The organism is Aeromonas allosaccharophila, from assembly GCF_000819685.1.
Classification (GTDB): domain Bacteria; phylum Pseudomonadota; class Gammaproteobacteria; order Enterobacterales; family Aeromonadaceae; genus Aeromonas; species Aeromonas allosaccharophila.
The window spans coordinates 33882-52733 of sequence record NZ_CDBR01000093.1 but is presented as its reverse complement, the minus strand read 5'-3'; the positions used below and the strand labels follow the sequence as shown (position 1 = coordinate 52733).

General features: G+C 56.2%; 17 protein-coding genes. 7 read left to right on the top strand and 10 right to left on the bottom strand.

The window, feature by feature from the left end; translation table 11 throughout:
• Nucleotides 1-15: 15 nt before the first annotated feature.
• From BN1115_RS16290 to tkt, 3 genes are all read right to left on the bottom strand, one after another.
• The gene (locus BN1115_RS16290) at nt 16-957 is read right to left on the bottom strand and encodes an MvdC/MvdD family ATP grasp protein (RefSeq protein WP_042657969.1); all 942 of its coding nucleotides are present in this window, start codon (nt 955-957) and stop codon (nt 16-18) included.
• Nucleotides 954-1157 carry a hypothetical protein gene (locus BN1115_RS22395; protein WP_128821517.1) on the bottom strand — a complete coding sequence of 68 codons (204 nt, stop codon included), beginning with the start codon at nt 1155-1157 and terminating at the stop codon, nt 954-956. Before BN1115_RS22395 ends, BN1115_RS16290 begins: the two co-directional genes overlap by 4 nt.
• A gap of 242 nt (nt 1158-1399) precedes the next feature.
• Nucleotides 1400-3391 (bottom strand): transketolase, encoded by a 1992-nt coding sequence (gene tkt / locus BN1115_RS16285; protein ID WP_042657968.1) that lies wholly within the window; start codon nt 3389-3391, stop codon nt 1400-1402.
• A gap of 349 nt (nt 3392-3740) precedes the next feature.
• Between tkt and metK the strand changes: the two genes are divergently transcribed.
• The 5 genes from metK (at nt 3741) to gshB (ending at nt 8176) form a co-directional block, all read left to right on the top strand.
• Entirely contained in the window at nt 3741-4892 is a 1152-nt protein-coding gene (metK, locus tag BN1115_RS16280; RefSeq protein ID WP_042058491.1) for a methionine adenosyltransferase, read from the top strand.
• A 68-nt stretch (nt 4893-4960) separates the two neighbouring features.
• Nucleotides 4961-5488: a SprT family zinc-dependent metalloprotease gene (locus BN1115_RS16275; protein WP_042657967.1), complete on the top strand. Its 528-nt coding sequence runs from the start codon at nt 4961-4963 to the stop codon at nt 5486-5488.
• A gap of 73 nt (nt 5489-5561) precedes the next feature.
• A complete protein-coding gene (locus BN1115_RS16270; RefSeq protein WP_042058486.1) occupies nt 5562-6266 on the top strand; it encodes an endonuclease in 705 nt (234 codons plus the stop codon).
• Nucleotides 6267-6385: 119 nt separating this feature from the next.
• Nucleotides 6386-7117 (top strand): 16S rRNA (uracil(1498)-N(3))-methyltransferase, encoded by a 732-nt coding sequence (gene rsmE / locus BN1115_RS16265; RefSeq protein ID WP_042657966.1) that lies wholly within the window; start codon nt 6386-6388, stop codon nt 7115-7117.
• Nucleotides 7118-7222: 105 nt separating this feature from the next.
• Complete coding sequence (gshB, locus tag BN1115_RS16260; RefSeq protein WP_042058480.1) at nt 7223-8176, top strand: glutathione synthase; 954 nt, start codon at nt 7223-7225, stop codon at nt 8174-8176.
• A gap of 84 nt (nt 8177-8260) precedes the next feature.
• Here the strand turns inward: gshB and BN1115_RS16255 are convergent, their stop codons facing one another.
• Complete coding sequence (locus BN1115_RS16255) at nt 8261-9886, bottom strand: methyl-accepting chemotaxis protein (protein ID WP_042657965.1); 1626 nt, start codon at nt 9884-9886, stop codon at nt 8261-8263.
• Nucleotides 9887-10014: 128 nt separating this feature from the next.
• Between BN1115_RS16255 and BN1115_RS16250 the strand changes: the two genes are divergently transcribed.
• Both BN1115_RS16250 and ruvX read left to right on the top strand, forming a co-directional pair.
• Entirely contained in the window at nt 10015-10569 is a 555-nt protein-coding gene (locus BN1115_RS16250; protein WP_042058476.1) for a YqgE/AlgH family protein, read from the top strand.
• A gap of 41 nt (nt 10570-10610) precedes the next feature.
• Nucleotides 10611-11033, top strand: coding sequence for a Holliday junction resolvase RuvX (gene ruvX, locus BN1115_RS16245; RefSeq protein ID WP_005343821.1), 423 nt, complete (start codon nt 10611-10613; stop codon nt 11031-11033).
• A gap of 57 nt (nt 11034-11090) precedes the next feature.
• On the opposite strand, the gene dtpB is transcribed toward ruvX, so the two are convergent.
• From dtpB to BN1115_RS16220, 6 genes are all read right to left on the bottom strand, one after another.
• Nucleotides 11091-12596, bottom strand: coding sequence for a dipeptide/tripeptide permease DtpB (dtpB, locus tag BN1115_RS16240; RefSeq protein ID WP_042058474.1), 1506 nt, complete (start codon nt 12594-12596; stop codon nt 11091-11093).
• Between the two features lie 674 nt (nt 12597-13270).
• Complete coding sequence (gene yidZ, locus BN1115_RS16235) at nt 13271-14245, bottom strand: HTH-type transcriptional regulator YidZ (protein ID WP_042657964.1); 975 nt, start codon at nt 14243-14245, stop codon at nt 13271-13273.
• A gap of 350 nt (nt 14246-14595) precedes the next feature.
• Complete coding sequence (locus tag BN1115_RS16230) at nt 14596-15588, bottom strand: hypothetical protein (RefSeq protein ID WP_128821518.1); 993 nt, start codon at nt 15586-15588, stop codon at nt 14596-14598.
• Nucleotides 15589-15605: 17 nt separating this feature from the next.
• On the bottom strand, nt 15606-15932 hold the full coding sequence (locus BN1115_RS21905) for a Bor/Iss family lipoprotein (protein ID WP_082034882.1): 327 nt from the start codon (nt 15930-15932) through the stop codon (nt 15606-15608).
• Between the two features lie 464 nt (nt 15933-16396).
• Complete coding sequence (gene yidZ / locus BN1115_RS16225; protein WP_042058466.1) at nt 16397-17359, bottom strand: HTH-type transcriptional regulator YidZ; 963 nt, start codon at nt 17357-17359, stop codon at nt 16397-16399.
• A gap of 18 nt (nt 17360-17377) precedes the next feature.
• On the bottom strand, nt 17378-18550 hold the full coding sequence (locus BN1115_RS16220; RefSeq protein ID WP_042657962.1) for an MFS transporter: 1173 nt from the start codon (nt 18548-18550) through the stop codon (nt 17378-17380).
• Between the last annotated feature and the right edge of the window lie 302 nt (nt 18551-18852).

Here is an 18852-nt window from a genome sequence, read left to right as displayed (position 1 = left end):
GCTCGTGATAACAATTTAACTATTACCAGCCATAAGTCTACAAGCAATCTCTTTATCAATTTGCCTATCTGCATTAGATAACCAACCCCATTCACCAGTAGAATTTATTTCTATAAAAAATAAATCATTATGAGACTTTATAAAATCAATAGCACCATAGTTTAATCCCAAAACCTTTAGATATGAAAAGCACATATCTTTTACACGATCAGGAAGACATATATCATCATACTCAAGATTTATTTTCTCAGTAACTCGCCAGTCACCTTCAATAAAGTTCCCATCACGTTTTATTGATACTGCAAAAATTTTATCCCCAACAACAGTGACTCTAATATCCAACTTATCATCTACATATTCTTGAAATGTAATCGGTGCACTTTTTGTTTGAGCATTAATAAAATTTTCAGATGACATTCGAGATGTATAAGTAAAATAACAATCATCATTTTCTTTCAATAAAACCGTATCTATCGATTTTACAACAAAGGAATCTTTCTCTAGATATTTAAAACCCAGTCCATTGCTGATGATTGTTTTTGGTACAGTGAAGCCAATTTTTTTAGCCAACATAAGCTGATAGGGTTTCGATTCAGCAGCATATGTAGCTTGAGGCCAATTCATCCAATATGCATCATCAAAAACCATTAGACCTCTTAAAAATGCGCTCCATTGAGACTTAGATAATTGCTCCTCAATATCAATTAATTTTCCTGGGGTGTTTCGTAAAAAAATAGGTTGCCGATACCATATAGATTTTATTTTTGATATTGAAACATCGATGCCATTACCATTAATATGCAATAGCATATCCACAGGGTTTAGTGATATTTCATATAGGTGAAACTGCTCTTTGTTAAGTCTTATATAATTTTCATGCATATTCTCCAAACGCTGAACTACTAAATCCACAGAAAAGTCATAAACACTAGATAATATGAGAACATAACTATTCATTCTCCTTTTTGATCCTCACCAGTTTCAATATCACATTTCTTGGTAGCCATAACTCCAAACTCTGAAGAGTAAGATACGAGGCTTTCCCCTGCTTTTACCCAATACCCTTTAACGCTGTCATAAAAAGATCCTTCCGGCATTTCAGGTTTATCTAAGTATGGTTTCTTAGTTGCTAGCTTTATAAGAACATGCTGTGACATAGGCTCTCCAAATTACTTTTCAATAAAGGCGATTATATAAACATAAAATAATATGCTTGTTAGCATGGTACCGTATGAAACTAGAAATGGAAGGTTAATAGCACAAAAAAGTGACTTCGCTCAACTTGAAAACCTGTAACTACAAATATCTATAACTCAGCCAATAAAAACGCCCCCCATCTTGCGATGGAGGGCGTTTTATCGTTCCGGCTATTGAGTCAGAGCGACCCAATATTCAGCGCTTACAGGGATTCAGCGGTCGCAACCACGTTTTCCACGGTAAAGCCAAATTCCTTGAACAGCAGCTCGGCCGGAGCAGACTCACCGAAGGTGGTCATACCGATGATCTTGCCGCCGAAACCGACGTACTTGTACCAGTAGTCAGCGATGCCTGCTTCGATGGCCACGCGCTTGGTGACAGAAGACGGCAGGACGGACTCTTTGTACTCGGCAGACTGGGCGTCGAACACATCGGTACAAGGCAGAGAGACCACGCGCACGGCACGGCCCTTGGCAGTCAGCTGATCAAAAGCGGCAACGGCCAGCTCCACTTCGGAACCGGTGGCGATCAGGATCAGCTCAGGGGTACCGGCGCAATCCTTCAGCACGTAGCCACCCTTGGCGGTGTCGGCCAGTTGCTTGGCAGTACGGTCCATCTGGGCCAGGTTCTGACGGGAGAAGATCAGGGAAGTCGGACCGTCGGTACGCTCGATGGCGTGCTTCCAGGCGATCGCGGATTCAACCTGGTCACACGGACGCCAGGTGCTCATGTTCGGGGTCAGACGCAGAGACGCGATCTGCTCAACCGGCTGGTGAGTCGGGCCATCTTCACCCAGACCGATGGAGTCGTGGGTGTAAACGAAGATGACGCGCTGCTTCATCAGGGCGGCCATACGCAGGGCGTTGCGGGCATACTCCATGAACATCATGAAGGTGGCGCCGTAGGGGATGAAACCACCGTGCAGGGCGATACCGTTCATGATGGCGGACATGCCGAACTCGCGTACACCGTAGTGGATGTAGTTGCCGGAGGCATCGTCGTTGGTCAGGGACTTGGAACCGGACCACATGGTCAGGTTGGACGGCGCCAGGTCGGCAGAGCCACCCATGAACTCCGGCAGCAGCTTGCCGAACGCTTCCAGAGAGTTCTGGGACGCTTTACGGGTCGCGATCTTGGCCGGGTTGGCTTGCAGGGTTTCGATGATCTTGGCTGATTCGGCAGCCCAGTTGGCCGGCAGTTCGCCAGTGGTACGGCGCTTGAATTCGGCAGCCAGGGTCGGGTGAGCGGCTTCATAGGCGGCGAACTTGGCAGCCCAGTCAGCTTCCAGCTTGGCGCCCTTCTCCTGACCGTTCCACTCGGCAGCGATATCGGCCGGGATAACGAACGGGGCGTGGTCCCACTTCAGGAACGCGCGAGCAGCGGCGATCTCGTCGTTGCCCAGCGGTGAGCCGTGGCAGTCGTGAGAACCGGATTTGTTCGGTGAGCCGTAACCGATGATGGTGCGGCAGCAGATCAGGGTCGGCTTGCCGGTCTCGGCCTTGGCGGCTTCGATGGCGGCATTGATGGCTTCCGGGCTGTGACCGTCAACAGCCGGGATAACGTGCCAGCCGTAGGCTTCGAAACGCTTGACGGTGTCGTCGGTGAACCAGCCTTCAACGTGACCGTCGATGGAGATACCGTTGTCATCCCAGAACGCGATCAGCTTGCCCAGTTGCAGGGTACCTGCCAGGGAGCACGCTTCGTGGGAGATACCTTCCATCAGGCAGCCGTCGCCCATAAAGGCGTAGGTGTAGTGGTCAACGATGTCGTGGCCCGGCTGGTTGAACTGCTCAGCCATGGCTTTTTCGGCGATCGCCATACCAACAGCGTTGGTGATGCCCTGACCCAGCGGGCCAGTGGTGGTTTCAACGCCCGGTGCATAGCCGTACTCCGGGTGACCCGGGGTGCGAGAGTGCAGTTGGCGGAAGTTTTTCAGATCGTCGATGGAGAGGTCATAACCGGAGAGATGCAGCAGGGAGTACAGCAGCATGGAGCCGTGGCCGTTGGAGAGAATGAAACGGTCGCGGTCGGCCCACTTGGGGTTGTTCGGGTTATGTTTGAGGTGGCTACGCCACAGCACTTCGGCGATATCCGCCATTCCCATGGGGGCGCCCGGGTGACCGGAGTTGGCTTTTTGAACGGCATCCATACTCAATGCACGAATGGCATTGGCAAGCTCTTTACGAGAAGGCATCTGAATCTCCTGCGATTGCTTCATTTGATGGCCAAGATTAAGGCGCGTTATTGTCCCAGCAGGGCGCGCGGCGTGCAAATGTTATCTGGACGAATAAAGTGGCTTTGGGAGGACAATCGCTTTTCTTGGCTACTTTTGACCAAAGAGGACAGATACAAACGTTTGATTTCCACCCCCTTGGGGATAGTAAGGAGCCATTAGTAGCTGGCTTGCGATGCCACGACAAAATAGTGCTGGCAATCGCGGGGGGCGCTAATTAAAATAGACGTCCAGATGTAGATACCTCTACACCATCCCATTCACCCGGTTATTGCTGTGGCGATAACCCAGACAAGCTGAGACTCCCATCATGGCAAAGCTGTTTACTTCCGAGTCGGTCTCCGAAGGCCATCCCGACAAGATTGCGGACCAGATCTCCGATGCGGTACTGGACGCCATCCTCAAGCAAGATACCAAGGCCCGTGTTGCCTGCGAGACCCTGGTCAAGACCGGTATGGTCATGGTGGCCGGCGAAGTAACCACCTCTGCCTGGGTTGATATCGAAGAGATCGTGCGTGATACCGTGCGTGAAATCGGCTACACCCACTCCGACATGGGCTTCGACGCTGACTCCTGCGCCGTGCTGAACGCCATCGGCAAGCAGTCCCCGGATATCAACCAGGGTGTTGACCGCAGCGATCCGCTGGAACAGGGCGCGGGCGACCAGGGCCTGATGTTCGGCTACGCCACCAACGAAACCGACGTGCTGATGCCCGCCCCCATCACCTACTCTCACCTGCTGGTGAAGCGTCAGGCTGAAGTGCGCAAGAACGGCACCCTGCCGTGGCTGCGTCCGGATGCCAAGAGCCAGCTGACCTTCGCCTACGACGACGCAGGCAAGATCATCGGTGTCGATGCCGTGGTGCTCTCTACCCAGCACGCCGAATCCATCAGCCACAAAGATCTGGTTGAAGCGGTACGCGAAGAGATCATCAAGCCGGTGCTGCCGGCCGAGTGGGTCAACAAGGACACCAAATACTTCATCAACCCGACCGGCCGTTTCGTTATCGGCGGCCCGATGGGTGACTGCGGTCTGACCGGTCGCAAGATCATCGTCGACACCTACGGCGGCATGGCCCGTCACGGTGGTGGCGCCTTCTCCGGTAAGGATCCATCCAAGGTTGACCGCTCCGCTGCCTACGCCGCCCGCTACGTTGCCAAAAACATCGTTGCCGCCGGTCTGGCCGATCGCTGTGAAATCCAGATCTCCTACGCCATCGGCGTGGCCGAGCCGACCTCCATCAGCGTCGAGACCTTCGGTACCGCTAAAGTCGCTGAAGATCTGCTGGTCAAACTGGTACGCGAGCACTTCGAGCTGCGTCCGTATGGCCTGATCCAGATGCTGGATCTGAAGCGCCCGATCTACCAGGCCACTGCTGCCTACGGTCACTTCGGTCGCGACGAGTTCCCGTGGGAACAGACCGACAAGGCCGAACTGCTGCGTTCTGCCGCTGGCCTGTAAGGCTCGCTGTTGTGATAAAAGGGGAGCCTGGCTCCCCTTTTGCTTATCCACTACCTGACGAGATGTTGATGTCTGCCACCCCTGCCCAGCTTGTCGCCCTGCTGCAACAACGCGTAGAAGCCTGTTTTGTGCAGGCCGAGGCGCGCCTTGGCCGCACCTTTCCCCGCCCGCGGATCTACTGCAATATGCGGGGCCGGGCGGCGGGATCGGCACGGCTGCAAACCTGGGAGCTGCGTTTCAATCCTGCCCTCTATCAGGCCAACCAGCAGGCGTTTCTGGATGAGGTGGTGCCCCACGAGGTGGCCCATCTGCTGGTTCACGCCCTCTGGGGTGAAGGGCGTGGCAAAAACCGGGTGTTGCCTCACGGCAAGCAGTGGCAGTCGGTGATGCGGGAGGTGTTCGGCCTTGAGCCCAGAACCACCCACAGCTTCGATCTGGCGGTATTGGCCCAGCGCACCGTGCCCTATCGCTGCCACTGCCAGCAGCATCAGCTGTCGATACGCCGCCACAACAAGATGGTGCGTGGCGAGGCCCGCTATCACTGTCGCCGCTGCAAGCAGCCGCTGGAGCGGGAACAGCCGGAGCCAGAGCAGTAAGCCAGCTTGTGTCGCGCCCCTGTGGTAGGGTGCCCGCCATCGTTCGTCAATCACCCCGTTTGCAAGGAATCCCATGCGTTTCATCTCCTCTCTCGCCCTGACCCTGCTGGCCGGTTTGCCGCTGCTCAGCGCGCCCCTGCACGCCCAGACCTTTCGCGAAGCCAAACAGGATCTGGTGAAGCTCTATCGCAGCCAGCCAGCAGTCACTACCTTCTACTGCGGCTGCGACATCGACTATCAGGGCAAGAAGATGAGCCCGGATCTCGCCAGCTGCGGCTACGAGCCGCGCAAGCAGCCCAAGCGCGCCGCCCGCATCGAGTGGGAGCACGTGGTCCCTGCCTGGGAGTTCGGCCACCAGCTGCAGTGCTGGCAGGATGGCGGTCGCAAGAACTGCGAAAAGGCGAGCCCCGAGTTCAACAAGATGGAGGGGGACATGCACAACCTCTTCCCCGCCATCGGCGAAGTGAACGGCGATCGGGCCAACTACCGCTTCTCCGACTGGAACGGCAAGCCGGATCAGTACGGTCAGTGCCAGATGCTGGTGGATTTCAAGGATCGTCGGGTGCAACCGCCCAAGGGGCCGGTACGGGGCCAGATCGCCCGCGCCTACCTCTACATGAGCCAGCAGTATGGGCTGCGTCTGGCGGCGCAACAGCGTAAACTGTTTGAAGCCTGGGACAGGCAGTACCCGGCAGAAGGCTGGGAGTGCGAGCGCAACCGCCGCATCGGCACGCTGCAGGGCAATACCAATCCCTTTATTGAAAAGCAGTGCCAATAACCCCATTTGACCAGGGAGGGGGATCGCCCCTCCTATCATGAAGCCCTTCACCTCTGCCGCGTGAGCCTTGCTCGCAGCAGGATATGAAGGGTTTCCAAGCAAGAGACTGACAATCAGCCATGCGCATTCCACGTATCTATGAATCGGCCACCCTGCAAGTTGGCCAGACCATCGCCCTGTCGGAAGACGGCGCCAACCATATCGGCCGGGTACTGCGCATGCAGCCGGGCCAGCAGCTCGAGCTGTTCAACGGCGATGGCAATCAATATCCCGCTACCATCGCCAGCGTCGGCAAGAAGTCGGTGGAAGTGACCATCGACCGCTGCGATGCCCAATCGGTGGAGTCCCCCTTCGCCATCCACCTCGGGCAGGTGATCAGCCGTGGCGACAAGATGGATTTCACCATCCAGAAATCGGTGGAGCTGGGCGTCACCTGCATCACTCCGCTCTTCTCCGAGCGCTGCGGCGTCAAGCTGCCGGCTGATCGACTGGAGAAGAAGCGCGAGCAGTGGCAGAAGGTGGTGATCAGCGCCTGCGAACAGTGCGGCCGCAACGTGGTGCCAGAGGTGCGCATGCCGATGGAGCTGGACGCCTGGCTGGCGGAAGAGACCAAGGAGCTCAAGCTCAACCTGCACCCGCGCGCCGAGTACAGCATCAACACCCTGCCCGTTCCCGAGCATGGCGTGCGCCTGCTGATTGGCCCGGAAGGGGGATTGTCGAGCGACGAGATCGCCCGTACCGTGCAGGAAGATTTCAAAGAGATGCTGCTGGGGCCGCGGGTGCTGCGCACCGAAACTGCCGCCCTGACGGCGATCACTGCGCTGCAGTGCCGCTTTGGCGATCTCGCTTGATACTATCGGCCGCATCAATGGCTGCATCGACGCAGCCGCAAGCGGCCGATTACGCTGCGCTAATCGACCCTACAACCCTATCGAGCCATTAAAAAGGAACAGCGGATGACCATTAAACTCGGCATCGTGATGGACCCCATCTCGGCCATCAACATCAAGAAAGATTCCAGCTTTGCCATGCTCGAAGAGGCGCAAAAGCGCGGCTATGAGCTCTTCTATCTAGAGATGAAGGATCTCTACATGGAGGCCGGTCGCGCCTTTGGCACCATGCGCCCGCTCACCGTCAAATATGACTATGCCGACTGGTACACGCTGGGCGAGGTGGTGGATCAGCCCCTCTCCAACCTCGATGTGATCCTGATGCGCAAGGATCCGCCGTTCGACACCGAATTTATCTATGCCACCTATATGCTGGAGCGGGCCGAGGATGAGGGTTGCCTCATCGTCAACAAGCCGCAGAGCCTGCGCGATGCCAACGAGAAGCTCTACACCGCCTGGTTTGCCGAGCACACCCCGACCACGCTGGTGACCCGCCGCGCCGACAAGCTGCGCGCCTTCCACGCGAAGCACAAGGACGTCATCCTCAAGCCGCTGGACGGCATGGGCGGCGCCTCCATCTTCCGCATGAAGGAGGATGACGCCAACGTCGGCGTGATTATCGAAACCCTGACCGCCCACGGCAGCCAGTACTGCATGGCGCAGACCTATCTGCCCGCTATCAAGGATGGCGACAAGCGGGTGCTGGTAGTGGACGGGGAACCGGTACCCTACTGCCTGGCCCGCATTCCGGCGCAAGGCGAGACCCGTGGCAATCTGGCGGCCGGTGGCCGTGGTGAAGCGCGCCCCTTGAGCGAAGCGGACTGGGCCATCGCCCGCGCGGTAGGCCCTGCCCTGAAAGAGAAGGGCCTTATCTTCGTCGGTCTCGACATCATCGGCGATCGCCTGACCGAGATTAACGTCACCAGCCCGACCTGCATTCGCGAGATTGAAGCGGCCTTCGACGTTCATATCACCGGCATGCTGATGGATGCCATCGAGCGTCGGCTGGCGAAAGCCTGAGCCAGCACCGGCTAGAGGTTCATAACAAGAGGCGGCCCCGGGGCCGCCTCTTCTGTTTCGTACTCTGTGCGTTGGAATGAAGGCTTAACAGCGGAACTGCCCCACCTTCTGCTTGAGATCGCTCGATAGCTGCTCCAGCTCGTGGCAACTCTGGTTCAGTTCGGAGGCCGCCGCGGTCGATTCGGTAGCAATATGGGCGATATTGACCACGTTGCGGGTGATCTCCTCCGCCACCTTGCTCTGCTCCTCCGCAGCGGTGGCGATATGAGTGTTCATCTCGTTGATCACCTCCACCGAACTGACAATCTCGCCAAGGGCCTTGCCGCAGGCGAGCACGGTACGGTTGGACTCCTCCACCTGATCCAGCCCGCGCACCATGCTGCTGGCCGCATCGTTGGCTCCCTGCTGCAACTTGACGATGGTCTTGCCAATCTCTTCGGTCGAACGCTGGGTTCGCTGGGAGAGGGTGCGCACCTCGTCAGCCACTACCGCAAAACCGCGCCCCTGATCGCCTGCCCGCGCCGCCTCTATCGCCGCATTGAGCGCCAGCAGGTTGGTCTGCTCGGCGATGCCGCGAATGGCATCCATCACGCTGCTGATGTCGCGACTGTCGTCGGCCAGCTGGGTGATCATCGCCGCCGTGTCCTGAATATGGGACGACAGTGCCGACATCCGGGCGATGGCATCCTCCACCACCAGATGGCCGTGGCGGGCACTCTCGTCCGCCACACGGGCCGCATCCGCCGCGCCGGAGGAGCTGTTGGCCACCTCGGCCACCGTCGCGCTCATCTGGTTCATGGCGGTGGCGGTCTGATCGGTCTCCCCCTGTTGCCGGGCAAAGCGCTGGCGACTCTCGACCCCGATATGGGCCAGGCGAGCGGACTCCTTGGCAAGGTGCTCCGCCATCTCGTTGATCTGGTTAATCAAGCCGCGAAAGTGGCTGATCACCAGATTAAGCGATTGGGCCAGCGCCCCCATCTCGTCCTTGCGCAAGACCGGCGCCTGCTGGCTCAGGTCGAGATCCCGCTGCATTCCGCGCAGCACCTGCCCCATGGCTGCCAGCGGCTGGCTGACGCTGCGTCCGGCCCAGACACCGAAGAAGAGTACGCAGGCGGCCCCCACCAGAAACAGCACGATGAAAAGCCGGAACAGCTGCTGTCTGAGATCGTTGAGCTCGCCGATGTTCTGCTCCGCCTCTTTGAGCTGGAACTCCACCAGCGAGCTCACCCCGTCACTAACCGGATCGATCACCCCGTAGAGTGGCATGATGCGAGCAGAGAGCTGATCACGCGCCGCCCCCTGCATCTGATCCAGTACCGCCACCACGGCGGCAATCTGCTGATCCGCCGCGCCGAACAGTGCCTGCACCCGCGCAGCCTCCTGCTGTTCGGACGGGCTTCGCTCCTGTCCGCTGTATTGCTGCCAGATGCGGGCGATCTCCTGCTGCGCCTGCAGCATGTCCGCCTTGGCCTGGGCGGGCGCAATCCCCCCCACGTTGGCCTTGTTGGCCGCATCGATCACCTTGACCGCGTAGAGATCGGCAATCTGTTTGAGCTCCTTGAGCTGTACCACCTCCCCCTGATACATGGCGTTCATCCCCGTCATCAGCTGGGACATCGCCTGACTCGCGCCCACCAGCAACGCCAGCAGTGCCAACAGCGGCACCACACAACCCAGGATCAACTTCTGCCTGATTGAAATACCTTCCATGGTCTTCTCTCCCACACCTTTTGGTGAGTGGGCACGACGCGCCCGATAAAAAGCGGTTTTGCCCAAAGTGATGAACTGCCATAATTGCCCTATTCACTTCCCAACGACCTTTGCACTATTTGGCCTCTATGCAAACACTGCAAAATCACTTCCTGCTTGCCATGCCAAGCCTGACGGATCCCTACTTCGAGCGTTCGCTGGTCTATCTGTGCGAGCACAACGAAGAGGGCGCCATGGGGCTGGTGGTCAACATTCCGGTCGAGATGTCGCTGGAAACCATGCTGACCCAGCTCAAACTCAACCCGCCCGCCAGTCCGGAGCTCAAACAACCGGTATTGCAGGGGGGGCCGGTTCACGCCGATCGCGGCTTCGTGCTGCACAGCTTCCGCCCCGGTTTCAACTCCACCCTGCAGGTGGGGGATGAAATGATGGTGACTACATCCAAGGATATACTGGAAACCCTGGGCACGAGCGAAGCACCCGCCCATTGGCTGGTAGCCCTTGGCTATGCGGGCTGGAGCGCCGGTCAGCTGGAACAGGAGCTGGTCGATGGCGCCTGGCTGGTGATCCCCCCCAATCCGGATCTGGTGTTCAAGACCCCCATTCACAAACGTTGGCAGCAAGCCGCCGCCAGCATAGGGGTGAACCCGGTTCACCTCTCCAGCGACATCGGTCACAGCTAACCCCTGCAGCGCATCTGGCGTTGCATTTCGAGGATTTTTTCATGTCATCACGCAGCATCATGGGCTTTGACTATGGCACCAAGAGCATTGGCGTCGCCATCGGTCAGGAGCTGACTGGCACTGCCCAGCCTCTGCGCGCGCTCAAGGCCAACGACGGTATCCCCAACTGGGACGAGATTGAGAAGCTGCTCAAGGAGTGGCAGCCGGACCTGCTGGTGGTCGGCCTGCCGCTGAACATGGATGGTACCGATCAGGAGATCACAGTACGGGCCCGCAAATTCGGCAACCGGCTGCATGGCCGTTTCGGCAAGCCGGTGGAGTTCAAGGATGAGCGACTCACCACCACGGATGCCCGTGCCCGACTGTTTGAGCGGGGCGGCTATCGCGCGCTGGAAAAGGGCAGTGTGGACGGGGTATCGGCGCAACTGATCGTCGAAGCCTGGATGGAAGAGCAGTACAACTAAGCCATCAACAACAAGGCAAGGGTCAATGCCCTTGCCTTGTCTCGCACTATCCTCCTATTACGCCTGTGACTGACCTGGCACCAGCCCCTCGGCCTCTGTCGGCGTCGCATTCATCATCCGGTTAAGCCAGGGCACCATCAGCCCCATCACGACCGCAATCAGCAGGGTCGCCATCCCGATCTTGCCAAACACACCGGTGTAAATTGGCAGGGTCTGCAGCGGATCCGTCATCCCTTCCGGCATGGCGGTAAAGGTCGCTACATAGCCCCCCAGCAGGGATGCCATCGCCTGGGTCAGGAACCACATCCCGAGAATGAAACCCATCAACCGTTGCGGCACCAGCGCAGCCACCATGGCCAGCCCCAGCGCGCTGATCATCAGCTCACCGATACTCTGGAACAGATAGATAAGCACCATAAACCAGGGGGAAGTGAGCCCCTGTTCATCAGCAAACCACCAGCCGGACGCGGCCGCAGTCAGGAAACCCAGCGAGCAGAAGAACATCCCGAGGGTGAACTTGAGCGGCATGGTGAGATCCCGCCCCTTGCTGCCCATCCGGGTATAGATCAGCGCCAGCACCGGGCTGCCCACCACCACCCAGAAGGGGTTGAGCGCCTGGAAGCTGATGGGATTGACGCTCATGCCCAGCATCTCGTGATGCATGTTGTTGATGGCAAAGAAGTTGAGAGACGTCGGCATCTGGGCGTACAGCACGTAGAAGAGCACCGCCTCCAGCATCAGCACAAAGGCCACATACATCTTGTTGCGGCCGACGGTGTCGAGCTTGAACGCCTCGCGAAAGAAGACGATCACCACGGCAACGGTCACTGTCATCAGCACCATGTTGGCGATCACCACATGGTGCATCAGCCAGGCACAGAAAAACACCATGGCCACCGAGCCCGCTATCACCAGCAGCAACTTGCTGTAATTGAGCGGCAGGTGATCCGGCTCGGAGCCGATATCCTTGACCATATTGCGGCAGGCAAAGAAGGTGAGCAGCGCAATAATCAGCCCGACCCCGCACAGGTTATAAGTCACGGTATAGCCGTAGTGATCGGCAATCACTGGCGCAAGCGAGAGGGAAATAAGGGAGCCGATATTGATCGACATATAGAACAGGGTAAAAGCCCCATCCAGCCGCGGATCTTTTGGCTGGTAGCATTTTGACAGCAGGCTGGCCGGATTGGCCTTGAACAGGCAGTTACCGACTGCGATAGTGCCCAGCGCGTAGAAGATCAGGTCGGGATTATAGATAGAGAGACCGGTCATGAAGTAACCGATCACCAACACGATGGCCCCGAGCACCATGGTGCGCTTGGTGCCGAGCACATGGTCGCCGACATAGCCACCGACCGAGATCAGGCCATATACCAGCGCCGAGAAGGCACCGAAGGTAATAAAGGATTGCTCTTGGGAAAATCCCAGTTGTTGCACGAAGAAGACCGCTAGGATCCCCTGCACGCCGTAATAACCGAAGCGCTCCCAGAGTTCGACGAAAAAGATCATGAAGAAGGGTTTGGGTTGTTGTAACAACCCCGTGGGTGCTGTTGCTGGACGCATATTAACCTGCCTTTATTGAGGTTTATTTTTATTAATTTGGTGGTGGCTACCGCACTATTTGCCCTTCCGTCATTGCCATAACGGGAAGCGCAATCAGCCTGCCAATCTGGATATTTTCGGGCGCACGCGCCCCGTTCGATGAAAGATGTTTTTCATCTAACCGGTGCAATCACGGGTTATCGGGGGATCGGTGAATGGCGTCGCACTGTGCCGTTACGGGCTCTAGGCTTCACCTTTGCTGCATCCCTTCAATCAAGCCGGTTCATCAACCTTGATGCTTACTCTCCTCTGATCCGGCGCACACGACGGGTAGCCGGGGCATGGCACAACTGCAACCACTGGCGACCGGTGAGGCTGGCTCACCCGCTCTCTGCGGAGGATCACCTTATGCGGGTTCTGTTTAACCCCGTCATATCGAAGGTTGCCATGCTATATCACTGGAAATACAGGAACTTAATGGTTGATCACACTTTAAAAGTGTTGATAAATGAAGTTTTCTAATGAAACTACATGAATTTTTTTCGTGCAAGGAGCCTCACACGAGACGTGCAGTTGGTGCCCATTTGTGTATGTGCAGCGCTGAATGGAACGCTTTCTGGATCAATGAGGTTCACGCTCGACCTATCACGCCACTACGCAACAAAAAAAGCCGGAGCATCTTACTCCGGCTCCCATTATTGGCTGCCCACGGGCATCGACTCCCGGTGATAGAGCCGTCGTATCTCATTGAGCAGCCACAACACCTTGGCATCCTGATTGTGACGTTTGTGCCACAGCAGGATAAAAGTGAGCTCTAGTTGCTGATAGAGCGCTTCAGACAGGGGCAGTGGCTTGGTGATCAGATTGGGATGATATTTCGCTGCATGTCCGGCGCAATAAGAGGGGGCGACCGCGATCAGATTGTTGTCGGGCTGGGATGCGATGTGCAATGACTGCTCAAAGCTGGAGACCATGACCGGAACTTTACGGATCAGTCCCTCATCCTCCAGCAGCAGATCCAGCCCCCAGGTCTCCTTGACCTCAAGCACCACGCTGCTATGAGGGCAATTGAGAAAATTCTCCATTGACCACTCCTGCTGAAGCAGGGGGTGATCCTTGCGCAGGAAGACCACAGGCCGATCGCAAAACAGCACTTCATGATCGATGTAATAGGGCAGATTACTCAGCTTGAGCTGAGAACGGCTATAACTCTCGCGGACACAGCCCCCCAGATCCGCATCACCGTTGACAACGTCATTGAGGGAGTTGCGGTTCCATCCCAGCATTTTGACCACAGAGTTGGGATACTTCTCATGGATGGCCATCGGCAAATCACTGAGCAAGCTGTTGTAGAACGGGGATTGCATCACCAGACTGAAACGGGCGCCATCGGGGATCGCCTCGCTATTGAGTGACGCGATCCGTTCGGTAAGGGGAAACCAGAGTTTCAGCTCTTCTTCGAGGGCAAAGGCCAGATTGGTGGGCTGCAACTCTTTGCGTCCCCGCACAAACAGCGGATCGCCAAACCAGAGCCGTAATTTGGCAAGCGACTTGCTCACAGTGGAAGGCGTGACACCGAGCAACGTAGCCGCACCTGTGGCACTGCGTTCAGCCATCAGATATTTGAACACCACCAGCAGGTTCAAATCGAGTTCACTCAGTGCTCGCATACAACCTCTTGCGACATGATTGCTCCGGGCGGCCCATTCGCCATGCAGTCAGTGGCACGGTAAATGGCCACTCTCACCCCATTCAACAACAGATACGACATCTCCGATAGTGAAAGCGTCACACCTTTTTTGGCAGGATAAACGATATGGGTAATCACTTCCGCTGCTCCGCCAGCCATTCTGACCAACAAAATTGTTCACAGAAAGAGCCCCTGGCAACGGATCTGACGACTCGCTGACGTGCCGGTAGCCTGATGCCCGACAGAAACACCATTATCAATCGGCAATAGCGCGGATAAACAATCCCATGAGGTGCGATTGCACCCCATGAAATATGACTGACGGGATGTTTATCCCTTTTTCAGAGTAAATATGACCCCATCCAGCGCGGGGAATCCAATAACTACTGTGTTCTTATTATTCGCATCGTTAAACTCGGCAATATATGCGGTAGCCGTGTCTTTTACTTGTGCCAAACCCGCCGTGTTTTTATAATCACTCTGGCTCCAGTTGGCATCATTAAATTCAACAAATTTGCATTTCTCGAATCCGGTAAAAGTAAGTTTGCTCAATGCGTGATTGCTCTCTTTCGCGCCCTCACCGAATAATTTACAGCCTGCTGATGGCAGTTGTATAACGACGCTCAACTTGCCATCATTATTAGTCAACTCGGTATTGCCTAACATATCTGTCGCCAAGCCATTTCCAGTCAACCATGTCTCTGACTTAATATCCGTTGTGTTGACTGCTGTAATACCAACCTGGCCATTCCAATTGTGATATACCGTGGTTCCGGTACTCGAAAGATCAAACGCAGAATATCTGACCCGCTCACCCTTTTCATTGATGACGGGCATGGTTTTGATCATGACCTGACTGGGGACACTGCTTTGCCTCTGGTAATTCGATGGCACGAGCTGCGTACCTGAATCATCCCGCGTCAAAACAGCACTGTCTGCCACTTTATTTCTGCTAATGCGCGTCAACCTCAGCGTCGATGGCTCTGTGCTATCGGACTGCATTCCGGCCTGACCAAGCCACCAGGTAGCCACGGCGCCATCATCGGCCCAGATATCCCAACGCAGCTGCGCATCACGTTGTGGGTAAACGATTGCCAAGCCGGCGAAATTAACCAATGTCTGGTGCGGATCATCGCGCGTAAGCAGCGTCGTTTGGTAAACCCCTGGCTGCGGTAGCACAATGCCTGCTTTCAGTGTTGTTGCAACATGGGAAACAGGAGCAACGCTGGTCGCTGTGGTTGATTTGTTATCATCTGAGCCACCACAGCCAGAAAGGGTGGCCATACAAGCCCCCAACAATACCCATTTATGACTGTTCATCATCAGAAAATTTCTCGCTATTATTTTTTGGAACAATAAACTCTGGCTTCTCGAGGGGTATAAACCCCGTAGGTAATCCCGCTAGCCAATGAATTAAGCCAGGATTGTTCTGTCTCTATCCTGACAACATTTTCAGCACCGTGACAAATATCGGCGGCGTCTATGGGTTCGTTCAGGCCAATATCAATATCTGAAAAGAAGAAGTGGCTGGTGACCTCGGTCGAACTGACACTATTTTCGTTACCGAGTGTAAATGCCTGTGCGGCATTGACATCTACAACCTGTTTGGCACAACCACAGTTAACAACCGTCAAGCAGACGATAATAATCGCTTTGTAATTAACCATTTAAACTACCCTGCTGGTGCTGCCAATAACATCATCAAATTTTGACTGCCAGATATGGCACCGCCAATATTTGGATGGCAGTGTCACGACCGTAAAAATTAGAAATGATATATGTGATGAGGATTTTTTTTGACCAGCATCATCTGCCACACTTCCCGTGTTAACGCAGAGCAATGATGTTTGTTCAAGCCAATTTTAATGTACGACCTCTTGCATCCCCTCAATAGGGATTGAATGCAAGTTAGCCTTTCTTGTTATGAATCGCAGTATCTAACGGCCCCATGCTGGCGTCTACAGCAAAAGCAGAAGTCAGAACATTCCATTTCAGAAAGTATGTTGCGATATTGTTTGGATAGAAAACAGACGACCGAATGGTCCATCGCCATCATCACCGCCGGTTAAATAATCAATAACAAGCCGAAATGGCTGACTCCGGCTAATCAATCGGCATCGTCACTGCCACATTAACGTGGCAATTCGTCGTTATAGAGTCGCCGGATCTCGTTACGCAGCCACATTACCTTGGCATCCTGATTGTGCCGTTTGTGCCACAACAGGATGAAGGCGATCTCCAGCTGGGCATAGAGCTTCTCCGGCAGCGGCAGCGGCATGGCAATCAGATTGCCGTGATGCCGACTGGCATAACCACCACAGTAGGAGGGGGCCACCGCAATCAGCTCGTGGCTCGACTGGGAGGCAATATGCAGCGCTTGCTCGAAACTGGCGACCATGATGGGCACCTCCCGCTTCAGCCCCTCATCCTCCAGCAGACTGTCGAGGGCCCAGGTATCGTTCGCTTCCCACACCATGCTGATCTGGGGACAGGCCAGAAAGTTCTCCAGCGACCACTTCTGCTCAAGCAGCGGGTGATCCTTGCGCAGAAAAACCACCGGACGGTCGGTAAACAGCACCTCGTGATCGATGTAATAAGGCAAGCGGTTGACCTTGGCCCGGGAGCGGCCATGGGTTTCGCGGGCGCAGAAGCCGAGATCCGCATCACCATTGACGATGTCGTTGAGGGAGTGGTGATCCCACCCCAGCATCCTGACCACCGATTTCGGGTACTTCTCATAGATGGTCATGGGCAGATCGCTCAGGAAGCTGATGTAGAAGGGGGACTCCATCACCAGCGTGAAGCGGGCACCGTCGGGGATCGCATCGCTATTGAGCGAGGTGATGCTGTCGGTGAGCTGGAACCAGACCTTCAGCTCCTCCTCCAGGGTCAGGGAGAGGTTGGTCGGCTGCAACCCCTGCCGCACCCGCACAAACAGGGGATCGTCAAACCACTCCCGCAACTTGGCCAGAGACTTGCTCACCGCCGACGGGGTGACGCAGAGCTTTTTGGCCGCCCCTGCCACACTGCGCTCCTGCATCAGGTACTTGAAGACCACCAGCAGGTTCAAATCGAGTTCACCCAGGTTGCGCATATCCCCTCTCATCTTCCATCAGCCCTGCGACCGCGCTTCACGGACCGCGAGCCATGGTACCAGCCCTTTGACAGCCAGGTAACTGAGCAGTGCCAGCAGCAGGGCATAGATCAGCATCTCGGACGGAGTAAAGCCGAGCCGGCCAAGCAACCAGATATAGAGGCCGGAGAGGCTGATCTGCATGATGCAGAGCACGGCGCTGGCAAAGGCCACGTTATGCTGGCAACCATCGAGCGCCTCTCCCATCGCTACCCCGAAGCCACAGGAGAAGCCGACACAAACCAGCGCAAAACCCGGCAGCAACAGATGGATATCGCCCCCAGCCTGCCAGCTGCCGAGCAGTGAGCACGCCGCCAGCAGATAGGCGAGATGAGACACCGCCAGCACCTTCTGTTTGCCCAAACGGCGCAACAGCAGGGGGGTCAGGAAAGACGTGGACATACTCACCCCGGCCATCACCATCATCACGATGGAGTACTGTTCGGTCGTGAAGCCAAACTCCTTCATCAGGATCAGCGGCGAGACGCTGACATAGACCAGAATGGCGGTCACGCTGGCACTGGTCAGCAGGGAGAGCAACATAAAGCGCGGCGAGCGCAGCAGGGCAAAGGGCAGCGCCGCGCCACTCCCCGGTTGCCGGGCCGGACGGGTCTCCTTGAGCAGCAGCAGGTTGACCAGACCGCTGACGGCCGCCACCAGCGCCATCGCCACGAAGATCCCGCGCCAGTCAAAATGGGACAGGATGAGATAACCGAGCACCGGCGCCAGCACCGGGATCACGCAGATCACCCCGTTGATCATCGAGAGCGCCATCGCCAGCCGCTCCTGACTCAGCACATCCCGCAGCACGGTAAAGGTCATGATATAGAGCGCCCCGGCCCCGACCCCCTGCCAGAAACGGCCGAGGTAGAACTGGGTGATCCCCTCGGCATGACCCGCCACCAGCGAGGCGATGACAAAAATCAGCGCCCCCCCGAGCACCACCCAGCGCCGCCCGTAGCGATCGGCAATCATTCCCCCCAGCAGCACGGTCGCCGCCATGCCGAACAGATAGATGGAGAAGGCGGTGTGGATCTGCGCCTCGCTCGCCTGCAGGGTATCGGCAATCTGGGGCACTGCGACCAGATAGAGATCGATCCCGACCGGATAGAGGATGATCATCAGAAAACTGCACAACAGGAATACAGGCATGGATGCTCCATAACAGATTGACCCGCCAGCCCCCGCCAGAAAGAAGCAACAGGCGAAGAGTGGGCAGGGTCAAGGTGGTAACGAACGTAATGAACATGGCAGCGGACAGGGCCGCAATGGGGGGAACTATATGGTGGGCCCTCTCCTGCACCTAGTGAAGAGATGGCGATCGGTACATTCCAATCAGGAAATTTTGTTTCTACCATCGAGCCATTTAGGCAGCAAAACCCACCACAGCACGATTACCGGAGACGAGCATACCCGCAGTGACGCCGGGGTTGCCCCGGCGTCACTGTCAAATG

What these genes read in the sequence shown, in the direction of transcription:
- BN1115_RS16290 (WP_042657969.1), bottom strand. Translation starts at nt 957, where the DNA reads ATGAATAGTTATGTTCTCATATTATCTAGTGTTTATGACTTTTCTGTG.
- BN1115_RS22395 (WP_128821517.1), bottom strand. Translation starts at nt 1,157, where the DNA reads ATGTCACAGCATGTTCTTATAAAGCTAGCAACTAAGAAACCATACTTA.
- tkt (WP_042657968.1), bottom strand. Translation starts at nt 3,391, where the DNA reads ATGCCTTCTCGTAAAGAGCTTGCCAATGCCATTCGTGCATTGAGTATG.
- metK (WP_042058491.1), top strand. Translation starts at nt 3,741, where the DNA reads ATGGCAAAGCTGTTTACTTCCGAGTCGGTCTCCGAAGGCCATCCCGAC.
- BN1115_RS16275 (WP_042657967.1), top strand. Translation starts at nt 4,961, where the DNA reads ATGTCTGCCACCCCTGCCCAGCTTGTCGCCCTGCTGCAACAACGCGTA.
- BN1115_RS16270 (WP_042058486.1), top strand. Translation starts at nt 5,562, where the DNA reads ATGCGTTTCATCTCCTCTCTCGCCCTGACCCTGCTGGCCGGTTTGCCG.
- rsmE (WP_042657966.1), top strand. Translation starts at nt 6,386, where the DNA reads ATGCGCATTCCACGTATCTATGAATCGGCCACCCTGCAAGTTGGCCAG.
- gshB (WP_042058480.1), top strand. Translation starts at nt 7,223, where the DNA reads ATGACCATTAAACTCGGCATCGTGATGGACCCCATCTCGGCCATCAAC.
- BN1115_RS16255 (WP_042657965.1), bottom strand. Translation starts at nt 9,886, where the DNA reads ATGGAAGGTATTTCAATCAGGCAGAAGTTGATCCTGGGTTGTGTGGTG.
- BN1115_RS16250 (WP_042058476.1), top strand. Translation starts at nt 10,015, where the DNA reads ATGCAAACACTGCAAAATCACTTCCTGCTTGCCATGCCAAGCCTGACG.
- ruvX (WP_005343821.1), top strand. Translation starts at nt 10,611, where the DNA reads ATGTCATCACGCAGCATCATGGGCTTTGACTATGGCACCAAGAGCATT.
- dtpB (WP_042058474.1), bottom strand. Translation starts at nt 12,596, where the DNA reads ATGCGTCCAGCAACAGCACCCACGGGGTTGTTACAACAACCCAAACCC.
- yidZ (WP_042657964.1), bottom strand. Translation starts at nt 14,245, where the DNA reads ATGCGAGCACTGAGTGAACTCGATTTGAACCTGCTGGTGGTGTTCAAA.
- BN1115_RS16230 (WP_128821518.1), bottom strand. Translation starts at nt 15,588, where the DNA reads ATGATGAACAGTCATAAATGGGTATTGTTGGGGGCTTGTATGGCCACC.
- BN1115_RS21905 (WP_082034882.1), bottom strand. Translation starts at nt 15,932, where the DNA reads ATGGTTAATTACAAAGCGATTATTATCGTCTGCTTGACGGTTGTTAAC.
- yidZ (WP_042058466.1), bottom strand. Translation starts at nt 17,359, where the DNA reads ATGCGCAACCTGGGTGAACTCGATTTGAACCTGCTGGTGGTCTTCAAG.
- BN1115_RS16220 (WP_042657962.1), bottom strand. Translation starts at nt 18,550, where the DNA reads ATGCCTGTATTCCTGTTGTGCAGTTTTCTGATGATCATCCTCTATCCG.